General features: G+C 72.9%; 20 protein-coding genes. 14 read left to right on the forward strand and 6 right to left on the reverse strand.

Features of this window, described 5'->3' with window-relative positions; genetic code table 11:
• Positions 1-3: 3 nt before the first annotated feature.
• On the reverse strand, positions 4-369 hold the full coding sequence (locus ACIBMZ_RS13555; RefSeq protein ID WP_357216275.1) for an STAS domain-containing protein: 366 nt from the start codon (positions 367-369) through the stop codon (positions 4-6).
• Between the two features lie 428 nt (positions 370-797).
• On the opposite strand from ACIBMZ_RS13555, the gene ACIBMZ_RS13560 reads away from it, so the two are divergent.
• The 3 genes from ACIBMZ_RS13560 to ACIBMZ_RS13570 all read left to right on the forward strand — a co-directional run bounded on the left by ACIBMZ_RS13560 (position 798) and on the right by ACIBMZ_RS13570 (position 2,678).
• Complete coding sequence (locus ACIBMZ_RS13560; protein WP_396693371.1) at positions 798-1,190, forward strand: hypothetical protein; 393 nt, start codon at positions 798-800, stop codon at positions 1,188-1,190.
• A gap of 168 nt (positions 1,191-1,358) precedes the next feature.
• Entirely contained in the window at positions 1,359-2,048 is a 690-nt protein-coding gene (locus tag ACIBMZ_RS13565) for a BON domain-containing protein (protein ID WP_396693373.1), read from the forward strand.
• Between the two features lie 84 nt (positions 2,049-2,132).
• Positions 2,133-2,678 (forward strand): DsbA family protein, encoded by a 546-nt coding sequence (locus ACIBMZ_RS13570; protein WP_396693536.1) that lies wholly within the window; start codon positions 2,133-2,135, stop codon positions 2,676-2,678.
• A gap of 98 nt (positions 2,679-2,776) precedes the next feature.
• On the opposite strand, the gene ACIBMZ_RS13575 is transcribed toward ACIBMZ_RS13570, so the two are convergent.
• A complete protein-coding gene (locus ACIBMZ_RS13575) occupies positions 2,777-5,596 on the reverse strand; it encodes a LuxR C-terminal-related transcriptional regulator (RefSeq protein WP_396693375.1) in 2,820 nt (939 codons plus the stop codon).
• Positions 5,597-5,854: 258 nt separating this feature from the next.
• Between ACIBMZ_RS13575 and ACIBMZ_RS13580 the strand changes: the two genes are divergently transcribed.
• From ACIBMZ_RS13580 to serS, 5 genes are all read left to right on the forward strand, one after another.
• A complete protein-coding gene (locus tag ACIBMZ_RS13580) occupies positions 5,855-6,226 on the forward strand; it encodes a hypothetical protein (RefSeq protein ID WP_396693538.1) in 372 nt (123 codons plus the stop codon).
• The gene (locus ACIBMZ_RS13585; protein WP_396693377.1) at positions 6,223-7,410 is read left to right on the forward strand and encodes an alcohol dehydrogenase catalytic domain-containing protein; all 1,188 of its coding nucleotides are present in this window, start codon (positions 6,223-6,225) and stop codon (positions 7,408-7,410) included. Before ACIBMZ_RS13580 ends, ACIBMZ_RS13585 begins: the two co-directional genes overlap by 4 nt.
• Positions 7,411-7,422: 12 nt before the next feature.
• Positions 7,423-8,595: a saccharopine dehydrogenase family protein gene (locus ACIBMZ_RS13590; protein WP_396693379.1), complete on the forward strand. Its 1,173-nt coding sequence runs from the start codon at positions 7,423-7,425 to the stop codon at positions 8,593-8,595.
• Between the two features lie 125 nt (positions 8,596-8,720).
• Positions 8,721-9,791: a MerR family transcriptional regulator gene (locus ACIBMZ_RS13595; protein ID WP_396693540.1), complete on the forward strand. Its 1,071-nt coding sequence runs from the start codon at positions 8,721-8,723 to the stop codon at positions 9,789-9,791.
• A 117-nt stretch (positions 9,792-9,908) separates the two neighbouring features.
• Positions 9,909-11,189 (forward strand): serine--tRNA ligase, encoded by a 1,281-nt coding sequence (gene serS, locus ACIBMZ_RS13600; protein ID WP_396693381.1) that lies wholly within the window; start codon positions 9,909-9,911, stop codon positions 11,187-11,189.
• Here the strand turns inward: serS and ACIBMZ_RS13605 are convergent.
• From ACIBMZ_RS13605 to ACIBMZ_RS13620, 4 genes are all read right to left on the reverse strand, one after another.
• Positions 11,172-12,095, reverse strand: coding sequence for a cytochrome c biogenesis CcdA family protein (locus tag ACIBMZ_RS13605; protein WP_396693541.1), 924 nt, complete (start codon positions 12,093-12,095; stop codon positions 11,172-11,174). The genes serS and ACIBMZ_RS13605 overlap by 18 nt on opposite strands.
• A complete protein-coding gene (locus ACIBMZ_RS13610) occupies positions 12,092-12,685 on the reverse strand; it encodes a TlpA family protein disulfide reductase (protein ID WP_396693383.1) in 594 nt (197 codons plus the stop codon). The genes ACIBMZ_RS13605 and ACIBMZ_RS13610 overlap by 4 nt, the downstream gene beginning before the upstream one ends.
• A gap of 157 nt (positions 12,686-12,842) precedes the next feature.
• Positions 12,843-14,309, reverse strand: coding sequence for an NADH-ubiquinone oxidoreductase-F iron-sulfur binding region domain-containing protein (locus tag ACIBMZ_RS13615; RefSeq protein WP_396693385.1), 1,467 nt, complete (start codon positions 14,307-14,309; stop codon positions 12,843-12,845).
• On the reverse strand, positions 14,306-16,123 hold the full coding sequence (locus tag ACIBMZ_RS13620; protein WP_396693386.1) for a hypothetical protein: 1,818 nt from the start codon (positions 16,121-16,123) through the stop codon (positions 14,306-14,308). The genes ACIBMZ_RS13615 and ACIBMZ_RS13620 overlap by 4 nt, the downstream gene beginning before the upstream one ends.
• 265 nt (positions 16,124-16,388) lie before the next feature.
• Here ACIBMZ_RS13620 and ACIBMZ_RS13625 point away from each other — a divergent pair, with 265 nt between their 5' ends.
• From ACIBMZ_RS13625 to ACIBMZ_RS13650, 6 genes are all read left to right on the forward strand, one after another.
• Positions 16,389-17,837, forward strand: a complete 1,449-nt coding sequence (locus ACIBMZ_RS13625; protein WP_396693388.1) for an alpha-amylase family protein — start codon at positions 16,389-16,391, stop codon at positions 17,835-17,837.
• A gap of 211 nt (positions 17,838-18,048) precedes the next feature.
• Entirely contained in the window at positions 18,049-18,903 is an 855-nt protein-coding gene (locus ACIBMZ_RS13630; RefSeq protein ID WP_396693390.1) for a L,D-transpeptidase, read from the forward strand.
• A 160-nt stretch (positions 18,904-19,063) separates the two neighbouring features.
• A complete protein-coding gene (locus tag ACIBMZ_RS13635; RefSeq protein ID WP_396693392.1) occupies positions 19,064-19,792 on the forward strand; it encodes a hypothetical protein in 729 nt (242 codons plus the stop codon).
• A 238-nt stretch (positions 19,793-20,030) separates the two neighbouring features.
• A complete protein-coding gene (locus ACIBMZ_RS13640) occupies positions 20,031-20,798 on the forward strand; it encodes a hypothetical protein (RefSeq protein WP_396693394.1) in 768 nt (255 codons plus the stop codon).
• Positions 20,795-21,868 (forward strand): hypothetical protein, encoded by a 1,074-nt coding sequence (locus tag ACIBMZ_RS13645; RefSeq protein WP_396693396.1) that lies wholly within the window; start codon positions 20,795-20,797, stop codon positions 21,866-21,868. Before ACIBMZ_RS13640 ends, ACIBMZ_RS13645 begins: the two co-directional genes overlap by 4 nt.
• Positions 21,869-21,926: 58 nt before the next feature.
• Complete coding sequence (locus ACIBMZ_RS13650; RefSeq protein WP_396693397.1) at positions 21,927-23,066, forward strand: site-2 protease family protein; 1,140 nt, start codon at positions 21,927-21,929, stop codon at positions 23,064-23,066.
• Positions 23,067-23,178 lie beyond the last annotated feature (112 nt).

Here is a 23,178-nt window from a genome sequence, read left to right on the forward strand (position 1 = left end):
CGGTCAGCCGCCGGGAAGGACCTCGGGGGTGGCGGCGGCACCGGCGTAGTACGGCTCCGGTGCGCCGAAGAGACCGAGCAGCCCGGTCACCCAGAGCTGTCGGTGCACGAACCGACTGGGTTCGGTGACGACCAGCTTGACGCCGCTGACCTCAGCGGTCTGGAAGCCGGCGACCATCGCGCTGATGCCGACGGAGTCGATGAAGGTGACCAGCCGCATGTTGAGCTCGATCCGGGCCGGCCGCCCCTTGGCCAGCACTTCGGCGATGGCCTCTTTCACCTCGTACGCGGTGTCGACGTCGATCTCACCCCGAGGGGCGATCTCGATGACACCACCGGGCCGAACCGTCTGCAGGATCGACAGGCTCACGCGAGCACCTCCACTCGCCCGTACGACGGGCGCCTCATCAGTACGCGGGCCGCGACCGAGAGTATTCCTCCGACGGCCTCGGTCGCCACCCCTCGGGATGAGCAATTCGCGGACATCGGCGCGTCAAATCACCCATATCCGGACTTATTACTTCCTATCACTTGGGGCAAGCCGAGGCCCGCACCGACGAACCAGGGTAGCGGGCCATGGCTCACCCGTCCGACATCCGGGATCCCGGCGTGCCCTCGCCGGTCGGCGGCCTGACCTGCGACCTCCCGATACCGGTGGCGGAGTGTGCCCAGCATCACCGACGACGCGCGCACGCTGGTTTGCGGTGGCGTCCGGCGGGGCACAGCCTCGATGGCGAACCGCCGACGTCCGAGGTCAGCACCGGCCACCGGCTTCGGCACTGTCGAGGAGGGAACCACATGTTCGGAAGCAACCTGCTGGACCGTCGCAGCAAGCCGGAACAGATCACGGACCAGGCGTGGCAACACCTCGTCTCGGCGGGCGGCAGCATCCGGGACGCCGCCCGCTCGGCCCGGCACACCTCGGCCGGTTTCGCCGACGACGCCGGTGAGCTGGTCGGATCGGCGGCCGAGGAGGCACGTCACCGGGCCAGCGTGGCCTTCGACGCGCTCGCCGGACGCCGTCCCGCGCTGCCCTGGACCCTGCTGATCGGCGCGGCCCTGGTCGGCGCCGCGATCGGCTGGGCCGCCGGCAGTGCCGCGCGGGCCGCCGGCAGCCGGGACCGGGCCGTCGACGACATCGAGTTCGTGGACGTCGAGCGCCCGGACTCCCCCGCCGGCCCGCTGACCTGACGGCATGTAAGGAAGGGTCCCCTGCTAACGCCTCGTGCATAGCAGGGGGCCCTTCCTTACGTTCATCTCGCCCGACCCGGGTGAGGCCGGATCACCCGGCCCCCCGCCAGGCTCGGTCCCGGCGGACCGGTGTCGGTCCGCACCCGCCACCGCGAGAGGAGCGAGGAGATGGTCGGCATCTCGACGATCCAACGCACCGACGAGCACATCCGGACCGCGGTGCTCGACGAACTCGACTGGGAGCCCCGGGTCCGGCCGCACGAGATCGGGGTGAGCGTCGCGGAGGGCGTGGTGACGCTGACCGGACGGGTCGACGGCTACGCCAGGAAGTGGGCGGCGGAACGGGCCGCCCACCGGGTCGCCCAGGTCCGGGCCGTCGCCAACGACCTCGCCGTGCACACGGCCACCGGCGCGGAGCGCACCGATCCGCAGATCGCCGCCGCGGTGACCCACGCCCTCCAGTGGCACGCGTTCGTGCCGGTCGAGCAGATCGACGTGACGGTCTCCCAGGGCTGGGTCACCCTGCACGGCGAGGTCGAGTGGGAGTACCAGCGCCGGGCCGCCCAGCAGGCGGTCGCCGGTCTCGACGGCGTACGCGGGGTGAGCGACGGTCTCGCCGTCCGGCCCACGGTACGCCCCGACGGCGACGTGCTGGTCCAACGGATCGTCGACGCGCTGGCCCGCAACCAGGCCACCGAGGCCGAGCAGGTCACGGTACGCGTGCACGGCGACACGGTGCTGCTGGGCGGATTGGTGCACTCGATGCCCGAGCGCGCCGAGGTCGAACGGGTCGTCTGGTCCGCGCCCGGCATCCGCGAGGTGCAGAACCACATCGCGGTCGCCCCGGTGCTGGGCTGAGTCACTCGGTCGACGGCAACCACCCCGGCCGGGTGACCGCGCCTCACCCGGCCGGGCAGCAGACTGGCGGACATGACCGATCGGCTGACCACGCCACTGCAGGTCACTGCGCGGCTCCGCACACCCGTCACGGAGCACGACCACGTCCGGGGCCCGGTGGACGCGCCGGTGACGATCGTCGAGTACGGCGACTTCCAGTGCCCGTTCTGCGGCACGGCCCACCGCAACCTCCAGGAGGTGCTGCGGCAGCGGGCGGAGACCGTCCGGCTCGTCTACCGGCACTTCCCGATCGCGAACATCCACCCGTACGCCGAGCGGGCCGCCGAGGCGGCCGAGGCCGCCGGCCGACGCGGACGGTTCTGGGAGATGCACGACTGGCTCTACGAACACCAGGACCAGCTCGACCCGGTGCACCTGACACTCGGCATCGAGCAGCTCGGCCTGCCGGTCGACGAGGTGGACGCGGAGATCGGGCGGCACGCCGGTGGCGACCGCATCCGGCAGGACTTCGTCGGCGCGATCCGCAGCGGCGTGGACGCCAGTCCCACCCTGTTCGTCAACGGCGACCGCCACGACGGCGACGTCGACCTGGGCACCCTCCTGACCGTGGTCGACGACGCCACCGGCTGACCGTGGCCGAGGCGGTGGCGACGGTGGCGGGTGAGTGCTCACCCGCCACCGTCGTGTCCGGGCGTCGGATCCGCGTCCGGCGTCCGACTCGTGCGGGGTCAGATGAGGCGCAGTTGGCGGGCCCGGCGGACCGCGTCGCGGCGGCGGGTGGCGTCCAGCTTGCGATAGATGTTGCGGACGTGCGTCTTGACGGTGTTCACCGAGACGGACAGCTCGGCCGCGATCTCCACGTTGGACAGGATGCTCTGCAGGTACCGCAGGATGGTCAGCTCCCGTTCGGTCAACGGCTCGTCGAGTGCCGCCACCGGCCCGTCCGCCGCACCCCGCTCGTCGGGCACCTCGACGGCGCGGACCAGGTCGCTGACCATCGGCCAGTGCGCCGTACCGGAGTCCAGATGGGCGGCGAGCAGGTCCCGCAGCCCCGGCTCGGCCCGGGTGAACGGCCGCCGGTACCCGTCCGGGGCCGCCAGGTCGAGCGCCTGTTCCACGGTCCGGCCGGCCCGCCGACCGTCGCCTTCGCGGGCCGCGAGCACCGCCTCCAGTAGTGCGGCGTCCAGGCGTACCGGCAGCGGCCAGTCGACCGACGACGCCCAGTCCGGCAGCAGGCGGGCGGCGGCGCGCGGATCACCGGCCCGCAGTGCGACCCGGGCGGCGGCCACCGCCAACGGTGCCGCCGCCGGTGGGTCACCGGCCAGGTCCCGTGCCGTCGGCAGGTCGCCCCGGGCGCGGTGCAGGTCCGCCTCGGCCGCCCGCAGCCGGGCGTCCAGTTCACCGCCCCGGCCGGACCAGTGGGTCCGGGCCTCCACCAGCAGCCGGTGTGCCACGGCGAGATCACCCTCGTCGCCGCGCAGGTACGCCCGGCACCAGGCCGCCACCGCGCCGGCCGTCGCCTCCGCGCCCGCCGGTGCCGCCAGGGTCAGGTTCGCCTCGGCCTCCGTGGCCTGGTCCCGGTGCACCGCCACCAGGGCCAACGCCAGGTAGGCGTACCCGCAGTCGAGCTGCGCCGACCAGCCCTGACAGGGCGGCAGGGCGAGCGCGACACGGGCCGCCTCCTCGGCCGCGCGCAGCTCACCGCGCAGCGCCGCGAGCAGCGCCCACCGGCTGGCGCAGACCAGTTCGGTGCGCGGGCGACCGGCCGACCGGGCTGCCGCCCGCGCCGTCGCGAACCCGCTCGCCGCGCCGGCCAGGTCACCGTCGTCGAGGGCGAGCAGAGCCGAGGCGGTACCGGCCACCGCCCGCACGTCGGCGTCGTCCCCGGTGCCCGACCGTGGGCGCTCAACGCGTACCGCCGCACCCTCGTCCGGGGCGGTGAGGTCGAGCCGCCCGGCAGTGGCCGCCCCGACGGCGGGCTCCGCGATGGCGGGCGATGCGGCGGCAGAGGATGCGGCGGCGGATCGCGCGGCCTCGGGGCGGGTGGCGAGTAGGCGGGTGACGGCGACGCGTACCGCCTCGGGGTCACCGGCCAGCCGGGCCAGGGTGAGCTCCACGGCGGCGACCAGCCGGGCGAACCGGCCACGGCGCGGCTCCGGCAGGGCGCGGGCGTGCCCGGCGGCCAGCCGCAGATGCTGATGGGCCGCGTCGGTGTCGCCGTCGAGGGCCCGCTGGGCGGCACAGGCCAGCGCCAGTTCCGGGTCGCGCGACACCGCCTCCGCCGGGGGTGGTGCGGGTACCGGACCGGAGGGGCCGCCCCGGTCGTACGTCAACTCCGGCCAGTCGGTCACGAACAGGTCGGTCGCCCTCGTCCAGTCCCCGGCGACGAGCGCGTGCCGCAGCGCGTCGGCCGGTCGACTGTTGTCGGCATACCAGCTCGCCGCGCGGCCGTGCAGGTCCCGCTGCTCCTCGGCGGGCAGCCGGGCCAGTTCGCGGTGCAGCAGGTCGGCCAGGAGCGGATGGCAGCGGTACCACACCGGACGCCCACCGTCGGGGTGCAGCAGCCCGGCGTCCTCGGCGAGCGCGCCGAGCCGCCCCTCGGCGTCGGTGTCGCCGGTCAGCGCCTCCGCCAGCCCGGCGCAGACCGTGTCGGTGACCGCCGCCCGGCGCAGCAGGTCCCGGTCGGCCGGGTCCAGCCCGGCGAGCACCTCCTCGCGCAGATAACCGGCGACCTCCGGTTGGTCCGCGCCGAGCTGGCTGATCCACCGGTCCGGGTCCGGCTGGCCGTGCAGCCCGAGCGCGGCGATCCGCAACGCCGCCGCCCACCCCTCGGTACGTCCGCGCAGCCGCTCGACGGCGGCGGCCGGCACCGCCACCCCGTGCACGGTCAGCAGGTCGGCCACCTCGTCGGTGGTGAAGGCCAGATCGGCCGGACCGATCTCGGTCAGTTCACCGGCCAGCCGGAGCCGGTGCACCGCCAGCGGCAGACCGGCACGTCCGGCCGCCACCACGCGCAGCCGCTGCCCGGTGTGGCGCAGCAGGAACTCCAGTCCGGCCAGGGCGGCCGGATCGGTGACGCGGTGCAGGTCGTCCAGGATCAGCACCACGGGTCGTTCCCGGGCGGCCAGGGCGGCGGCGAGCACCTCCAGCTCGTCCGGGCGCGGGGCCCGGTCGGGCACCGGTGTCGCGGCCGGATCCGCTCCCGGATCGGTGACCGACCGTAGCGCCGCCGACAGGTACGACCAGAGACGGTCACTGTCGTCGCCGGCCTCCACCGAGATCCAGGCCGGTGCCGAGGTGTGCGGGTCGGCCCCGGTCACGGCCTGCTGCCGCCACGACGCGAGCAGAGTGGTCTTGCCCCACCCGGCGGGCGCGCGGACCAGCGTGACCGGCGACGCCACGCCCTCGTCCAGCAGCCGGGCCAGTCGGGGACGCAGCACCACCGGTCTCGGGAGTACGGCAGGCGTCAGCCGCGACGCCAGCAGGGGCGGGCCGGCCGGTACGCCGACCGCCCCGGCGGTCCGTACGGTGCTGCGGTCATCCGGCATCCGGCCCACCCCCACGGACGCGTACTCCTCCCCGGTCCTGCGGCGAGCGGTTACCCCTCCGGCAGCGGTTCACCCCTTCGGGGCGAGCCGGGTTCACCTGACCCCGGGCGAACGTGGGGAGGTTCCGTCCGCTGGTCGGGCCGCCGATCCGGACGATCGGGGCGGACACGGATCCGGAGGTGCGAAGTGGGACGGGTCAGGACGGTCGTCGCGGTGGCCGGCGTCCTCGGTCAGGGGGCGGCCCGTACCGCCCGCGCGGTGATCGCGCGGCGCTGGACCGCACGCGGCGGTGGCCACGCCGGTGCCCGGGTCGGGCGCTGGCAGGTGGTGACGGTCGACCGGCCGGCGGAGCAGGTGCTGCCGACACGCGGCTGGCCCGAGCCGCTGCGTCGGCTCGACGGCGCGGTGGACGTCCGGCTGCGTACCGCGCCCGGTGGCCGGGGCGTCGAGCTGGCCGCCCGCCCGCTGCCCAACACCGCCGTGCCCGGGTTCGCCGCACATCTGGTCGGCGACGACCCGCAGCTCCTGGTCCGCCGGGCGTTGTGGCAGGTCAAGCAGATCGCCGAGGCCGGTGAGGTGTTGCGCGCCGACCGACCGTCCACCGACCGACCGGCGCGCCCGCCGGGATGAGGGCGCTGTGCTGGACCTCCGGCGGGGAACTGGCCGTGCGCCAGGTCCCGGACCCGGAGCTGCGCAACGACCAGGACATGATCGTCCGGGTACGCCGCAGCGCCACCTGCGGCGACGACCTGTCGCTGCTCGCCGGGCGGGCACCCGGTCTCTCCCCCGGCGACGTGCTCGGCCACGAGTTCCTCGGCGACGTGCTGGAGGTGGGTCCGGCGGTCCGCCGTCACCGGGTCGGCGACCGGGTGGTGGTCTGCGCCTCGGTGGCCTGCGGCGCCTGCTGGTACTGCCGACGCGGGCTGCCGGGGTGTTGCGACAACGGCAGCACCGAGCCGGCCGCCGGGGAGGCGGAGTGGGGGCATCCGGTCGCGGGCTGCTTCGGTCAGCCCCGGGCCGCCGGTGGCTTCGCCGGCAGCCACGCCGAGTACGTCCGTGTGCCGTACGCCGACGTCGGAGCATTCACCGTGCCGGAGTCCGTCGGCGACGACCGGGCCCTGTTCGCCTCGGACGCCGCACCAGCCGGCTGGATGGGCGCCGACCTGGGTGCGGTCCGTCCCGGCGACGTGGTGGCGGTCTGGGGCGCCGGTGCCGTCGGGCAACTGACCGCCCGCGCGGCCGGGTTGCTCGGCGCCGACCGGGTGGTGGTCGTCGACCGGCACCCGGGCCGGCTGCTGATGGCCCGTCAGCACACCGGCGCGGAAACCCTCGACCTGCGCCACACCGACGTGCTCGCGGAACTGCGCGAACTCAGCGGCGGCCGGGGGCCGGACGTCTGCGTGGAGGCGGTCGGCGGGGCGGCCGAGGAGCCCCGGTCCCTGGCGGACCGCGTCACCGGACGCCGCCGTGCGCCCGAGGCGCTGCGCGAGGCGGTGCACGCCTGCCGTAAGGGCGGCACCGTCTTCGTGCTCAACGGCGGCGCGCGCGTCGTCGACGCGTTCCCGACCGGCGCGGTGGTGCACAAGGGGCTCACCGTGCGGGGAGCGCGACAGCACGGCCGGCGCTACGTCCCGATGCTGCTGGACCGGATGGCCCGCGACGAGCTGCGAACCGAGCACCTGGCCACGCACCACTTCCCGCTGGAGCGGGCGGCCCAGGGGTACGCGTTGTTCCGCGACCACCCCGACGACTGCCTGCGAGCCGTGTTCACCCCGCACGAGCCGCCGTCGATCGACGTCCGGCCTGGTGAATGACATCATCGCGGGATGGCTGCGGAACGGACGTACGACGTCGTGCTGTTCGGGGCGACCGGGTTCACCGGGGAGCTGACCGCGCAGTACCTGGCCCGCCACGCGCCGGCCGGACTGCGCTGGGCGATCGCCGGGCGTAACCCCGACAAGCTCGCCGCGGTCCGGGAGCGGCTGGTCGCGATCACGCCGTCCCTGACCGACCTGCCCCTGCTCACCGCCGACGTCACCGACCCGGACTCGCTGCGGGCGGTGGCCGCGCAGGCCCGGGTGGTGGCCAGCACCGTCGGCCCGTACGTGCACCACGGGGAACCGCTGGTCGCGGCGTGCGCCACCGCCGGCACCGACTACCTCGACATCACCGGCGAACCCGAGTTCGTCGACCGGATGTACCTGCGGCACCACGCCGAGGCGACCCGCACCGGCGCCCGGCTGGTGCACGCCTGCGGCTTCGACTCGATTCCGCACGACCTGGGCGTCTGGTTCACCGTCAAGCAGCTCCCGGCCGACGTGCCGATCAGCGTGGACGGCTACGTACGGGCCGGTGGGCGCTTCTCCGCCGGCACGTACCACTCGGCGCTGACCGCCTTCTCCCGGCGGACCGAGACGTCCCGGGTGGCCCGCGAACGGCGGGCGGTCGAACCGCGTCCCACCGACCGCCGGGTCCGGGCCGTGCCGGGCAGGCTGGCCCGCTCGCAGGACCTGCCGGTCTGGGCGGTGCCGCTGCCGACCATCGACCCGCAGGTGGTCCGCCGCTCGGCCGAGGCCCGCCCCGAGTACGGGCCGGACTTCCGCTACCGGCACTTCGCGGCGGTCAAGCGCCTGCCCACCGTGCTGGTGGCCGGCGTCGGCCTGGGCGCGCTGGCCGGACTGACCCGGCTGCCCCCGGCCCGCCGCTGGCTGCTCGGCCGGCTCGCCTCCGGCCAGGGCCCGACCGCCGCGCAGCGGGCCGAGTCGTGGTTCCGGATCCGTTTCGTCGGCACCGGCGGCGGTCACCGCGTGGTCACCGAGGTGGCCGGCGGGGACCCCGGCTACGACGAGACCGCCAAGATGCTCGCCGAGTCCGCCCTCTGCCTCGCCCTGGACGACCTGCCGGCCACGTCCGGCCAGGTCACGCCGGTGACCGCGATGGGCGACGCACTGCTGACCCGACTCACCAGCGCCGGCCTCACCTTCCGCGTCCTCCGGTGAGGTGAAAGGAAGGGCACCTTACTAACGCCTCGTGCATAGGAGGGGCCCCCTCCTCACATCCGCCCGGCACCCGGGTTGACCCTCGACCTGGTCGAGGCGGCAGGATCTGCGAGGTGGAGCGTGACCTGCGCAGCATCGGCGAGGTGGCCCGGGACAGCGGGCTGACGGTGAGTGCCCTGCGGTTCTACGACGCCGCCGGGGTCCTGGTGCCGGCCCGGGTGGACCCGGTGACCGGGTACCGCCGCTACACCGACGACCAGGTCGCCTCGGCCCGGCTCGTCGCCGGACTGCGCCGGGTCGGCCTGCCGGTGGCCGAGATCGCCCAGGCGGTACGCGCCGAACCGGCCGTCGTGCACCGGCTGCTCGACACCCAACTGCGCCGGTTGGCCGACGGACTGGCCGACGCGCGCCGCGAGGTCTCCCGGATTCGGGCACTGGTGCCGGTCGATGAGTCCACGGCCGCCACCCGGATCGTCCTGGACCGCACGGGACTGGCCGCTGCCGTGGACGCCGTCCGGTTCGCCGTCGGGACCGACCCGGAGCTGCCGGCGCTCACCGGTGTCCTGTTCGACGTGGGCGACACGGGCGTACGGCTGGTGGCGACCGACCGGCACCGGCTGGCGGTGGCGACCGCCGACGGGGCGGTGCACGGCCCGACGGTGCGTACGCTGCTGCCGCTGGCGGCGGTGGACCGGCTCAGTCGACTGCTGACCGACCCGGACGTCGAGACGGACGCGGTACGGCTGACGCTGACCACGTCCGGTCTGCACGCCGACGTGGCCGGTCGGGAGCTGCACGTCACGGCGCTGCCCGACGACTTCCCCGACTATCACGTGCTGTTGCCCCGGGCGGGCGAGCACGGGCCGACCCGCCGCGTCACGGTGGACGCCGACTGGCTGGCCGGCGCGCTACGGGCGGGCGGTCCGACGCTGACCCTCGAGTACGCCGGTGCCCCGCTGCCGGTGACCGTACTCGGGATGGGGACGGGCGACGGGCTGCGGCTGCTCGGCCCCGACGACCCGCACCACGCCGACGACCTGCGGGTCGGCGTGAACGGTGCGTACCTGCTCGACGCGCTCGACGCGGCCGGGGGTAGCCGGCTGGTGCTCGAACTGGACAGCCCGGTCACCCCGCTGGCGATCCGCCGTCCGAACGACGAGGGCGCCTTCTCCATCCTGATGCCGATCCGGCTCTGACCGAGCGCGCGCCGCCGAACAGGATCGGTGTGCCGGGTGCGGGAGTCGGGGCGATCCGGGCGCGGCGGTAGCATCTGGTAGTCCACCCGACTTCCGGACGGAGGCGTACGGAGCAGCATGCTCGACATGGAGTTGATCCGGAAGGATCGCGACGCGGTGGCGACCGCGCTGGCGAAGCGGCTGGAGGCCGCCGAGGTCGACCGGGCGCTGGACGACATCCAGCAGCTCGACCGGGAGCGTCGCCGGCTGATCAGTGAGATCGACGGGGAACGCCAGCGTCGCAAGGCCGAGGCCCGGGCGTACGCGCAGGCGAAGCGGGCCGGTGTCGAGCCGGAGGCGACCTCCGAGGTCGGCCGCAAGCAGATCGCCGAGTTGGAGAGCGAACTCGACGAGGTGCAGGCCCGGCTGCGCAGCGTGATGAGCGAGCTGCCCAACCTGCCCGCCGACGACGTGGTCCCGGGCGGCAAGGAGGCCAACCGGGTGGTGAAGACCTTCGGTGCGCCCCCGCCGATCGAGAAGATCCGTGACCACGTCGAGTTGAGCCGGGCCCTGGGCCTGGTCGACCACGAACGCGGCGTCAAGCTGGGTGGGTCGGGCTTCTGGATGTACACCGGGCTGGGCGCCCGCCTGGAGTGGGCGCTGGTCAACTGGTTGATCGAGCGCAACATCGAGGCCGGGTACGAGTTCCTGCTCCCGCCGCACCTGCTGCTGGACACCGCGGGCTTCGCCGCCGGCCAGTTCCCGAAGTTCTACGACGACGTGTACCACCTGGACAAGCAGTCGGCCCCGCGCGGGCAGTTCCTGCTGCCGACGGCGGAGACGGCGATCCTCGGCGCGTACCAGGACGAGATCCTGGAGACCGCGAAGCTGCCGCTGCGGGTGTTCGCGTACACCCCCTGCTACCGCCGGGAGGCGGCGGGCTCGCACTCCGACGAGCGCGGCACCGTGCGGGGCCACCAGTTCAACAAGGTGGAGATCTTCCAGTTCACCCTGCCCGAGCAGGCCGACGCCGCGCTGGAACAGATGGTCGCCCACGCGGAGAGCCTGGTCGAGGGGTTGGGCCTGCACTACCAGCGCAGCCTGCTGGCGGCCGGCGACTCCAGCGCCTCGATGCGCAAGACGTTGGACATCGAGGTGTGGATGCCCAGCACCGGCAAGTACAAGGAGGTCTCGTCGGTCTCCTGGGGCGGTGACTACCAGGCCCGCCGGGCGGCGATCCGCTACCGCGAGCCGGGTGGCAAGCAGACCCGGTTCGTCCACACGCTGAACGGCTCGGCGCTGGCGACCAGCCGCCTGCTGCCGGCGATCCTGGAGCAGTTCCAGCAGCCCGACGGTTCGGTGCTGGTGCCCGAGGTGCTCCGCGACCGGATCGGCACCGACCTACTCACCCCGCGCTGACCGGTTCGTCGGGGGTCGCCGCGTGCGGCCCCCGTGCGGTAGAGCAGGGGTCCCCTGCTCTACCGCAGACGTTAACAAGGTGCCCTTCCTTCGCAGCAGGCCGGCGAGCACCAGCACGCCGACCACCGCAGCCAGCACCGCCGGACCCACGCTGTCCAGGGTCGCCGCCAGCCAACGCTGGACACCGGCGGCGGCGCTCACCACCGGATCGGCGAGCGCCTCGCGACGACCGGCGGCCAGCCGCGCCTCGTACCAGCCGTACCAGGCCACGTAGCCACCGGCGAGCAGCAGCACCAAGCCACTCACCCGAGGGGCCCAGGCCCCCGCGCCCCGCAGTCGGGCCACCACCTCGCCGCGCAGCAGCGCCACGCCGAGCGCGGCCACCGCGACCACCAGACCCATCCCCAGGGCGTACGCCCCGAACAGCGCCAGCCCGCGTCCGGTCGACCCGGCCTGGAGGCTGGTCACCACGATCGCCAGGAAGGGCGCGATGGCGCAGCCCAGCGAGGCGACCGCGTACGCCATGCCGAACACCACCATCGACGGCCAACTGCGGGTCAGTCGGGGCGCCCGGGTCAGCGGACGCAGGCTGGGCAGCCGTCGTCCGGCGAGCAGCCAGCAGCCGAGCAGCAGGAGCAGCAGTCCCAGTCCGACGGTGAACCACGGCAGCCGGGGACGCAACCAACCCGCGAACGGGGCCAGCGCCAGGCCGAAGGCGCCGAACACCAGCACGTACCCGCAGGTGAGCGCGGCGGCGGCGGTGAGTGCCCGGCCGACCGCGCCCCGGGTGTCGGTGGCCCCGGCGACCAGCAGCGACAGGTACGCCGGCAGCATCGCGAAGCCGCACGGGTTGACCGCGCCGAGCATGCCCGCGGTCAGCGCGAGCAGGAGCGGTGCCTCCATCAGGCGGCCAGCGCGGTGACCCGGCGGGTGAGGTCCTCCCCGTCCAGCCACCCCTTGTGCGCGACCTTGCCCTCGCGATCGATGATCACGAAAGTGCTCTGTTCGACGACTCCGAACCGCTTCCAGAGTGCGCCCTGCCGGTCGTCGATCTGCGGCATCGGGCCGAGTTCGAACTCGGTGACGAAGTCGGTCATCGCCTTGCGTTCGCCGAGCCCGGCGACGCCGACGATCGGCACGGTGTCGCGGAAGCCGGGTTCGATCTCGGCGATGGTCCACGCCTGGCTGGCGCAGGTGGCACACCAGGGCGCCCAGAACCAGAGCACCACCGGACGACCGGCCAGGACGGCGGCGTCGAACTCCGTACCGGCCAGGGTCTGCCCGGTGAACCGCAGGGTGTCGGGCACCGGCACCGGGGCGGTGGGACCGGGCGTGGGTCCGGCGGGCTCCGCAGACGCCGAGGCGGGCGGGGGCTCCGGCACGGCCGCAGCCTCCTCGACCGAGCCCCCGGCACCGCAGCCGCCGGCCGCCAGCGCGGCGGCGAGCAGGACGACGACCGGACCGATGGCACGTCGCGTCTGTCGGACCGGCCTCATCGGTGTCTCCTTCGGTTCGCTGGTACGGCCACCGGCCGCCCGCCCGGTCCCGCTTCGGTCACCGCGCGCGGGCACTCCCGCTTCGGTCGCGGCACGCGCACGCACCCCGCTTCGGTCGCGACACGCCTGCCCGGTGCCGGCTCCGGTCGCGGCACGCTCAGGCCTTGGTCAGCCGCAACGCCAGCTCCGGGCAGACCTTGACCGCCTTCGAGGCGCCCTCCCGCAGCCAGGTCGGCACCGGGGTGGGCGGGAAGGCGGGGTAGCCGTTCTGGTCGAGTCGGATGAAGTCCGGCACCACGTGGGCGCAGAGGCCGTGGCCGTCGCACCGCGACCAGTCCAGGACCAGCTTCTGTGGATCCGGGTCGGGGGCTCCGGGCAGGCCCATCATGCCCTTGACCCGTCGGCCGCAGCCCTCGCCGGTGGTGTGCTTCTTGAGGTCGTCGGCGAAGACCTCCATCGCCGACAGCGCGAAGCGGGACGTACCGTCGGGGTGGCTGCACGCGCCGCGCCCCTTGACGTCACCGGCGGCGGCCCGGACCACCTCCACCGGCGCGCTGCCGGAGACCGCCAGGTCGACCGCGCGGGCCAGGTCGGGCAGTCCGCGCTTGCACGGTCCGCACTGCCCGGCCGACTCGCCGGCCAGGTAGCGCACCACCTGGGCGGCCTCGCCGAGCGGGCAGGTGTCGTTGGCGAGCGGCACGATGATGCCGGCACCGAGGGTCCCGCCGACGGCGGCGAGTCCCTTGCGGGAGACCTCGGCCTTCTCCGCCGCCTCCCTGGTGATCCACTTGCCGTGGTAGCCGCCCATCAGGATGCCCGGCCCGTCGGGCACCTCGCAGAGTTCGAGGATCTCGCGCAGCGGGGTGCCGGCCGCGCACTCGACCACCGCGTGCCGCTTGGCCGCGCCGGTCACGCTGAGCAGCACGGTGCCCGGCTCGTCGTCGGTGCCGAGCGCCGCGTACTCGTACGGGCCGAGGCGGGCGGCCACCGCGAGCTGCGAGTACGTCTCGGCGTTGGAGAGCAGGGTGGGCAGGTTGCTCACGCCGGAGTCGCTGGAGCGCTTCTTGGTGCCGGGCGGGATGTGCGGCAGCCCGTTGATCCCGTTGACCAGCGCACCGCCCTCCCCGCTGATGAACCGGTGCGGCACCGTCACCACGCTGGTCGGCGCCGGCATCCGCCGCTCGTCCAGCGCCTCCATCAGGGAGTCCCGGCCGACCAGGTCGTCGGCCACGCAGAGCACGATCTCCTCGGCGTCCAACGCGAACGCGGCCAGTGCAGCGCCGTCCAGGATCAGGTGCGGGGCCCGGGTGAGGATCACCTTGTCCTTCCAGCTCGCCGGCTCCCCCTCGGTGGCGTTGACCACCACCACCGGCGGCAGGTCCTGGCGTTCACAGGACTCCAGCACCGCCCGCAACTTCCGGGCGAACGGGAACCCGGCGCCGCCCTTGCCCTTGAGCTGGATGCCTTCGGCGAGACGCAGCAGGTTGGACGGCTCCATCGGGCTGATCGGGCCGTGCACCATCTCGTGCGCCCGCAGGTCGAGTCGGCCGAACTCGGCGAACCCGGCGGTGAGCCGGGGCTCACCGACACAGGCCACCGGCGGGACGACAGCACGCTCGGTCACTTGGCCTCCCCTCGCAGCCCGGCCCAGTAGGCACCGTCCACCTTGTCCGGGTCGGCCCGACGGCGGCGGCTGTCCGACGCCCGGCGGGCGCGCCGGGAGGCGAGGTCGACCAGGGTCGGGGTGTCGTCGTCCACGGCGTCCTCCGTGGCGTACCGGGCCGGGGGCCGCCAGTAGTCGTTCTCCGCCTCGGGCACGTCGTCCTCCACGCTGTGCCGCCCGCCGCCGCTGCGCGGCTCGGCGGAGATGGGCGTACCCGAGATCGGCGAACCGGAGATCGGCGCGCCGGAGATCGGGCCGGCCGAGATCGGGGCGTTCGACTCCCAGCGACGCGGGCTGTCCCAGGGCTCCTCCGGCTCGTCGGTGCGGCGGCGGGGCGGGGACGAGTAGCGGGTGCCCGCATCGTCATCCACCCGGGAGCGGCGGTACCGGCCGGTCTCCTCGTCGTCGCGGCGGCGTCGGCCGCCCGGCTCGCGCTCGTACTCCGGCTCCTCCTCGCGGCGGCGCGCGGAGCGTCGGCCCACCGACTCGCGCTCCTCCTCGCGGCGGGAGGCACGGCGCCGGACCGGCTCATCGTCCTCGCGGACCCGGCGGCCCACGGGCTCCAGCTCCTCCTCGTCCCGGCGGTACGCGCGCCGCCCGGTGGACTCCAGCTCGTCGTCGCGCCGGACCGTACGTCGACCGGCCGGTTCCTCGTCACGCCGTCTGGTCACCGGCTCCATCAGCTCGGTCTCGCGGCGGATGGCCCGCTCGAACTCCTCCTCCTCGCGGCGCGAGGGACGCCGCACCACCGGCTCCAGCTCCTCGTCGAGGCGGTCCCGGCCGGGAAGTACCGGCTCGCGCAGACTGCCCGGCTCGGGGACCACCGGCACGGTGAAACGCTCCGGGTCGTTGCGCCGGATGGTCGGGCTGGCCCAGGTGCCGGAGGTGCTCTCAGCCCAGCTCATGTCGCGCCGGACCCGCTTCTCCCGACCGTCCTCGCCCTCGGCGCGGCGGCCGGTCAGGGTGCCGAGCAGGCCCTTGCCCCGGGTCTCCTCGGTGGACTTGCCACCGGTCATCGCCTCGTTGAGCGCGGCGGCCTGGTGCTGCTCGCGGCTCCGACGCTGGAGGCTGACCGAGAGGCGGACCAGCAGCGCCACCACCACCAGCACCACGCAGAGCCAGTAGCTGAGGCTGACCCAGGTGGCCGGCGCGCGCCCGGCACCGAGGCCGTGGAAGATGCCGAAGGGCCAGGAGAGGTACGCCATCGAGTGCAGGGCACGCCACAGCCACTTGGGACCGACGTCGGCGAACCGGGCCCGGATGATGCCGGTCCAGAGCACACCCACCATGAGCAGCGCGGCGATGGTGCCGAGGCCGACGTAGAGTCCCCGGCCGCCGACGAACGGCACCGCCGCGTCGGTCACCCCGGCCCGGCCGCTGGCGATCTTCGTGATCACGTGGAAGACCAGGCCGGCGACGCCGAGGATGCCGGTGGCCCGGTGCGCCGACTGCAACAGCACCCGGTGCCGGATCAGCAGCACCAGCCGGTCGGTGGCCAGCAGCCCCATCATCACGGTCAGGCTCAGCGCGACCAGGCAGATCACACCGGCGAAGAACTCCGTGAAGAAGAAGCCCATGGCGTACGCCCGTTGACCGGCGCTGGTGAGCATCATCAGCGCCCACAACGCCGCGATGCCGGACGCCGACAGCGCCAGGATCTGGCTACGGGACCGTACCCGGATGCCTCTGGTGCTGGTGCTGGTACGGACGGCAGGCGCCTTCTCGTTCTGCGTAGCCCGGGCCATTAGCTCCTCGATCGTCTCGCGGCGGCGCACCGCCGGCCGACCCTGTTCCCCCCACCAGTACGTCCGTAGCGTTCAGTCGGATTAGCTCGGACCGAAAATTTCTCGACGAGTTGTCGAACCGTCCCCCGGCCCGGCGCGTGTAGCGGTTCCGCCGCCTCCCCGGACGCAGTCACGACCGTCCATGCATTGACAGGCACTGAAATACGCTTGTAACCTTGCTGAAATTTTCAGGCCCGACTGCAAGACCCGGGCAGTCGCACCATCACCCCCTTCCTCCGCCACCCAGGAGCACCCGATGCGTCGACGTCGACTCCGCCCGGCGATCATCGCTCTCGCCGTGATCGCCGGCCTCCTCGCACCCGGCACCGTGACCACACCCCCGGCCGCCGCCGCCCCGACCGGCGGCAAGAAGGTCATCGCCAACCTCTTCGAGTGGAACTGGCCCTCGGTGGCCGCCGAGTGCACGAGCACACTCGGCCCCAAGGGCTACGGCTACGTCCAGGTCTCACCCCCGCAGGAACACGTACGCGGCAACCAGTGGTGGGTCGCCTACCAGCCGGTCAGCTACCGGATCGAATCCCGCAAGGGCACCCGGGAGCAGTTCCGGTCCATGGTGGCCACCTGCCAGGCGGCCAGCGTCAAGGTGATCGTCGACGCCGTCGTCAACCACATGTCCGGCCAGACCAACGGCGGCACCGGCTGGGCCGGGTCCACCTACCAGCACCACGTCTACCCCGGCATCTACCAGGCGCAGGACTTCCACTACTGCGGTCGCAACGGCAACGACGACATCGTCGACTACCTCGACCGCTACGAGGTGCAGAACTGCGAGCTGGTCAACCTCGCCGACCTCAAGACCGGCTCCGAGTACGTCCGGTCACGGCTGGCCGGGTACCTCAACGACCTGCTGTCACTCGGCGTGGACGGCTTCCGGCTCGACGCCAGCAAGCACATGCCCGCCGCCGACATCGCCGACATCCTGCGCCGCCTGAACCGCCCCGCGTACGTGGTGCAGGAGGTCATCTACGGTGCCGGCGAACCGGTCCGGCCCGAGGAGTACACCGGCAACGGCGACGTGCACGAGTTCCGCTACGGCAAGGACCTGGCCCGGGTCTTCCGCACCGAACGACTCGCCTACCTGCGTAACTTCGGCGAGGGTTGGGGCCATCTGCCCAGCTCGGTGTCGTCGGTCTTCGTGGACAACCACGACACCCAGCGCGACGACGGCGGGGTGCTCACCTACCGCGACCGGGGCACGTACGCACTGGCCAACGCCTTCATGCTGGCCTGGCCGTACGGTTCACCGACCGTGATGTCCAGCTACACCATCACCAACCGCGACGCGGGTCCGCCCTCGGACGGCACCAACAGGACGCTGAACACCACCTGCTACTCCGGGTGGGAGTGCGAGCACCGCTGGCCGGTGATCGCGAACATGGTCGGCTTCCGCAACGCCACCGAGGGCACCGGCGTCAGCAACTGGTACGACAACGGCTACCAGCACATCGCCTTCAGCCGTACCGGCCGGGGCTTCGTCACCATCAACGACGAGGACTTCCCGATCACCGGCCGCTCGTACCAGACCGGGCTGCCCGCCGGCCGCTACTGCGACGTCATCCACGGCACCTTCACCAACGGCACGTGCAGCGGCCCGGTCATCACCGTCGACGCCAACGGCTGGTTCGCCGCCACCGTCCCCGCCCACGACGCCATAGCCCTCCACACCAACGCCCGCCTCCCCTAACCCCCACCCACCCACCGCGCCCACCCCTCGTGAGGTGATCAAGAACTTTGGGTCCGGATTCGACCCCGGGCGTGACGCGAACTTCTTGATCAACTCGGTCCAGGGTGGTGGGCGGGGTGGGTGAAGTGGGGTTTTTGGGGTGTCTGGATTGTTAGGGTTGGTTGTGCGGATTGGGGATTGGGGTAGGGAGCGGCGGGGGGTCGTCGCGGCAGTGAGCATTGCCGTGCTGCTGGGTGGGTCGGCGTACGCGGGGTGGGCGCTGACGCCCTCGTCGACGCCGGCACCGATCGCCGGGCCGAGCGACCGGGCCGAGATGCCGAGTACCACCCTGCCACCGCTCGACGAGATCGTCCCGTCGGCCGCACCGGCACCGGACGGCCTGCCCGAGATCGCCTACGACCCGGCACCGGCCGGCTTCCCCGACGATCCGGACACCCTGGACACCACCCCGTTGACCGAGGGGCTGCGACCGACCCGGCGACTCGCCGCGTACGACGGGCCGGGCGGACGACCGGTGGCCTTCCTGATGCCCACCATCAGCGAGGTGCCGCTCACCGTGCCGATCGCCCGACGTGAGCAGGGCTGGACCGCCGTGCTGCTGCCGTCGGCCAACCGCAAGCTGGCCTGGTTGCCGCCCGGTGGCTTCCGGACCGTCGCGCTGCGGGACCAGATCGTGGTGGAACGGGTGCCGCACCGCCTCACCTGGTACCGCGACGGGGTCGCCCGCCGTACCTGGCAGGTCAGCCTGGGCCAGCGCGGCCAGGAGACACCGTTGGGCCGTACATTCGTCCTGGGTCGCACCCCACCGCCGGAGAGCGTCTACGGCGGGGTCGACATCTACGCCCTCGGCTCGATCCCCGACGACCCGGACTCGGTGCCGGACGGGTTGCGCGGCGCCCACATCGGCATCCACACCTGGTATCACGACGGCGAACTGGGCCAGCAGACCACCAACGGCTGCATCCGGCTCACCCCGAGTGGTCAGCGGCAACTGCTGGCCGAGGTGCCCGAGGGCAGCCCGGTGGTGGTGGTCGACGAACTACCCGCCGCACCGGCCACCGCCTGAACGAACCGCCGGCCCTCGCCTCGGGCGAGATGAGCATCCTGACCGGTACGAGCGTCGTGGTCGACGGTGGCATGCTCAGCGGCACCGGCGGGCGAGATCCCCGACCTGTGGCCGACCGCCCGCCGGCCACCACCTAGGCGAGGTCAAGTGAGGAGACCGGATGACCCCACCCGCTACGGTGCCGACCGTCACCCGCCAGGCCCGGCTCTGGTGGCCGGTGCTCACGGGCGGTGGGGTCCTCGGTCTGTTCGCCTTCGTCGGCGACGAGGTACCGGGGGTGGCGGGACTGGTCATCCTCACGCTGACCAGCACCGGCTTCGTCTGGGGCATGGCAGCCCTGCTGGCCGGGTACGCGTCACCCCACTACAGGAGCGCCGTCCGCAACGCCACCACGCTGCTGCTCGTCGCCACCGTCACGTACTACGGGCTCATCCTGGTGCACGGGCGACGCTGGCACTCCGGGCAGTTGGCGGACGGCAGTTCGGCCGCCATGTCCGGCCTGGCCTCGGTGGGCCGCCACTCCGTGCTCTGGCTCGTCGCCGCCGTCGCCGCCGGGGTGACACTCGGCTGGCTGGGCTCGACCGTCCGGTGCGGGACACGACTGCCAGCGTCGCTCGCCGCCGGGACGGCCGTGGGACTGCTCGCCGGCCAGGGGCTGCACATCGTGGTCACCTTCCAGGCGTGGCGCGTCTTGGACGACACCTTCTCCCTGGGCAACCTCGTCGCTGCTGGGGTGAGCGTCGCGCTCGCCACGGTGGGCGGCACCCTTCTCCTTGCCCGTCGCAGGGCCACGAGGTCCTGGCCGACGTTCATCGCGTCGGCCGTGGTGTCCAGCGTGGCGGGAGCCCTGCTCTGGAGCCAGATCGAGTCGATCCGATCAACCATGTAGACGCACTCGCCAGACGCCGCGTAGACCGGGGTCGAACCGCCTACGCCATCAGCTCGACAGCGGCCCACACAGCGACAGACGGCGCAAGCGCCTCCGGCAACGACCCTCTTCAGGTTCCGCCTGCGGCTTGGCGGGGAAGATTCGCACCGGCGGCCAACACACCGAGCACTTGAACAAGCACGCTCGGTTTCCATAGACTCGCGGTCACGCGCTTTCCCGTCCCCTCCGGGAGGTCGCCTTGGGCACGTCGACCCGTCTACCCGGTCCGACCACAGGCGGCTGGACCAGCGCCAAGCGCCGCCTGGACGGCTGGACACCTGATCCGAAGAGCCAGCCGGATGAGCTCGCCACCAGCGACCAGCGCTTCTTCGAAGAGTCCGCAGCACACCTCCGACGGGCACTGCGCGACGCGCTCCGCGAGGATCCGGACCGGTTCGGCCTCCAGGAGGCGGGCCGGGCAGGCGGCGAGCGTCTGGTCACCGTCCTGGACGACCTGCGCCGACCCGATCCGGCGCTGCTTCGAGACATCACGCAGAGCGCGATCACCCTTGAGGACGAGTTCGTCCGGCGGTTCGTCGACGAGGTCGGCGGCGACGGTCGGCTGATCGTCGACGCGGTCACCCGCCGCGCGGCGCGACGGGTGGCCGAACGTCTCGTGGACGGGGACGGCGGCGTTCTCGCCGGTACGCGGACGACCGGCATCAGCGGCGAGCTGTTCTGCGACCTGTACCGGCTGTTCTTCGGCGGCATGGTCGGCGAGTTCGTGCACGTCCTGATCGCCGAGCACGTCAAGCTCGCCATGCCCGTACTCGCGCTCGATCCCACCGATACCGTGGCCGGCCTCGTCGCCGACCAGGTGGTGAAGATCCTCCCCGATCCCTGCGCGGTAGCCGCCGTACGGGAGCCCGAACGGCCCCGCCTCGCCGACATAGCCCGGGATCTGCTCGTGGAGACGGTCGCCGAAGCGGTCGGCCTCGGCGACCACGGACTGGACCGGGCCGCATGAGACCAGCCACCTATGCGTACGACTATCCGATCTCCCGGGACGAGAACGGCCGGGAGAGAATCGGCCGGAACTATCTCGAAGCCGCCCCCGAGACGCTCTGCACCCTCAGCGAGGTGCCGTGGCGTCGTCCCGCCTGGGCGGAGGACCTCCTGCACATCGCTCGGGCGGTGTATCTCGCCGACAAGCTCTCCCTCCGCGACAGGGCGGACGACCGTTGGACCCGACAGATCGACCTTCGGGTCCAGGTGACGCACGCGGACGTCTGGCACGGACACGCCCTCGACCTGTTCTCGTCGCTGGTCGGGGCTCTCACTGCGGACCGCTGGCGGATCAGCGTCCGCCCCGGTGCACCGCCCCTGCCGCATCAGGGCAGAAGCCACTACGACACCTCGATCGAGGAGGTCGCACTCTTCTCCGGCGGTCTCGACTCCACCGCGTACGCGGCGGAGCGGTCCCTGGTGTCCGCAGGCGACCTGCTTCTCGTCTCCTACTTCGAGCCCAAGTGGAAGTCACCGCAGGATGCCGTCTTCGGTGCGATCGATCGTTCACCGCGCCGAGGGCTGTCGCGGTTCGTGTCGACGCAGCAGGTACGCGCCGGGCGTTCCCGGCTGGAGAAGTCCGCGCGTACCCGAGGACTGCTCTACGCGGCGACCGCCGTCTTCTTCGCCGCGACCCACCGGGTGGCGCAGGTCGCCGTGCCGGAGAACGGCCAGTTGGCGCTGAATCCGGCACTGACGCCGGCTCGGGTCGCGGCCTGTTCCACCCGATCGGTGCACCCCTTCACGCTGGGGCTTCTCAACGAGGTGATCCGGCAGGTCGGTGGCGCCGTCGAGGTGGTCAATCCGTACCTGCACCTCACGAAGGGTGAGGTATGCCGTCGCGCATCGGACGCGGGTCTGCCGCCGACGACGTTGACCCGGCACACGGTGAGTTGTGGTCGCGCTTCCAGCAGCCACCCGGAGTTGCACTTGCCAGCCGGCATCGACCTGGGTCCGCTCGTCGCCGTCGTGGATCGGGGGCGGTCGGAGCTGTCCGCCATGTTCGACCGTCATCGGGAAACCGGCAGGTAGCCGCAGTGGTGATGTTCCGGGCTGGCATGGAAACGACCTGTGGGGGTATCAGCCACACATGAGGGCGAGTTTCCGGCTCGGCCGGATCGTGGGCGTACCCGTCGGGGTCAACTGGAGCGTCCTGGTCATCTTCGCGCTGATCTGGTGGGGCCTGTCGGCCAACCTGTTCCCCGTGTCGTACCCGGACCGGTCGGTGGTCGCGTACGTGCTGGCGGGGCTGGCGGCGGCCATCGTGTTCTTCCTGGGCCTGTTGGCGCACGAGGTGTCGCACGCGGTGGTGGCCAAGCGCAACGGGTTGGGCGTCGGCGGGATCACCCTCTGGCTGTTCGGGGGCGTGGCGGAGTTGCGTGGGGAGGCCCGTACGCCCGGTGCCGAGCTGCGGATCGCCGGGGTGGGGCCGCTGGTCAGCCTGATCATCGGCGCGTTCTTCGGGGTGCTCGCGATGCTGCTCAGCGTCGCCGGGGTGCACGGGCTGTGGCTGGGGGTGATGGCCTGGCTGGGCGGGATCAACCTGCTGCTGGCGGTATTCAACATCCTGCCGGCCGCCCCGCTGGACGGTGGGCGGCTGCTGCGGGCGGCGGTGTGGAAGGCCACCGGGGATCGGACCCGGGCGACGGTGGTGGCGGCCCGGGCCGGGTGGGTGCTGGGCCTGGCGTTGATCGGCTTCGGGTTGTTCCGGTTCCTGACCGGTGCCGGTGTCGGCGGGCTCTGGCTGGCTCTGATCGGCTGGTTCCTGATCGGCGCGGCCAGCCTGGAGGAGCGGCAGGCGCGGGTGGGCTCGGCGCTGCGCGGGATCCGGGTGGCCGACGTGATGACCCCGCAGCCGCAGACCGCCTCGGGAGAGATGACGGTGGCCGACTTCGTGGACAACTACCTGTTCGCATACCGGCACACCGCGCTGCCGTTGACCGAGGACGGCCGACCGGTCGGCCTGGTCACGCTCGACCGGGTACGCGGTGTGCCGAGTGACGAGCGGGACGGTACGACGTTGGAGTCGGTGGCCTGCCGCTCCGACGAGCTGGTGCTCGCCTCCCCCGACGAGCAGCTCACCGACCTGCTGCCCCGGCTCAACGACTGCGCCGACGGGCGGGCGCTGGTGGTCGCCGACGGTCGCCTGGTCGGCATCGTCTCGCCCAGCGACATCAGCCGCGCCGTGCAGCGCGGCAGCATGCGCGACCAGGTCACCGCCGGCCGCTGACGTCACCGCCGGGCGCCCACTGGCGCTGGCCTCGACTGAGACGGTGCTCGATCCGGGATCGAGTGGTGTCAGCACCGCTCCGAGACCACTCGATCCCGGATCGAGCACGATC

This window comes from Micromonospora sp. NPDC049900 (assembly GCF_044461025.1).
Classification (GTDB): domain Bacteria; phylum Actinomycetota; class Actinomycetes; order Mycobacteriales; family Micromonosporaceae; genus Micromonospora.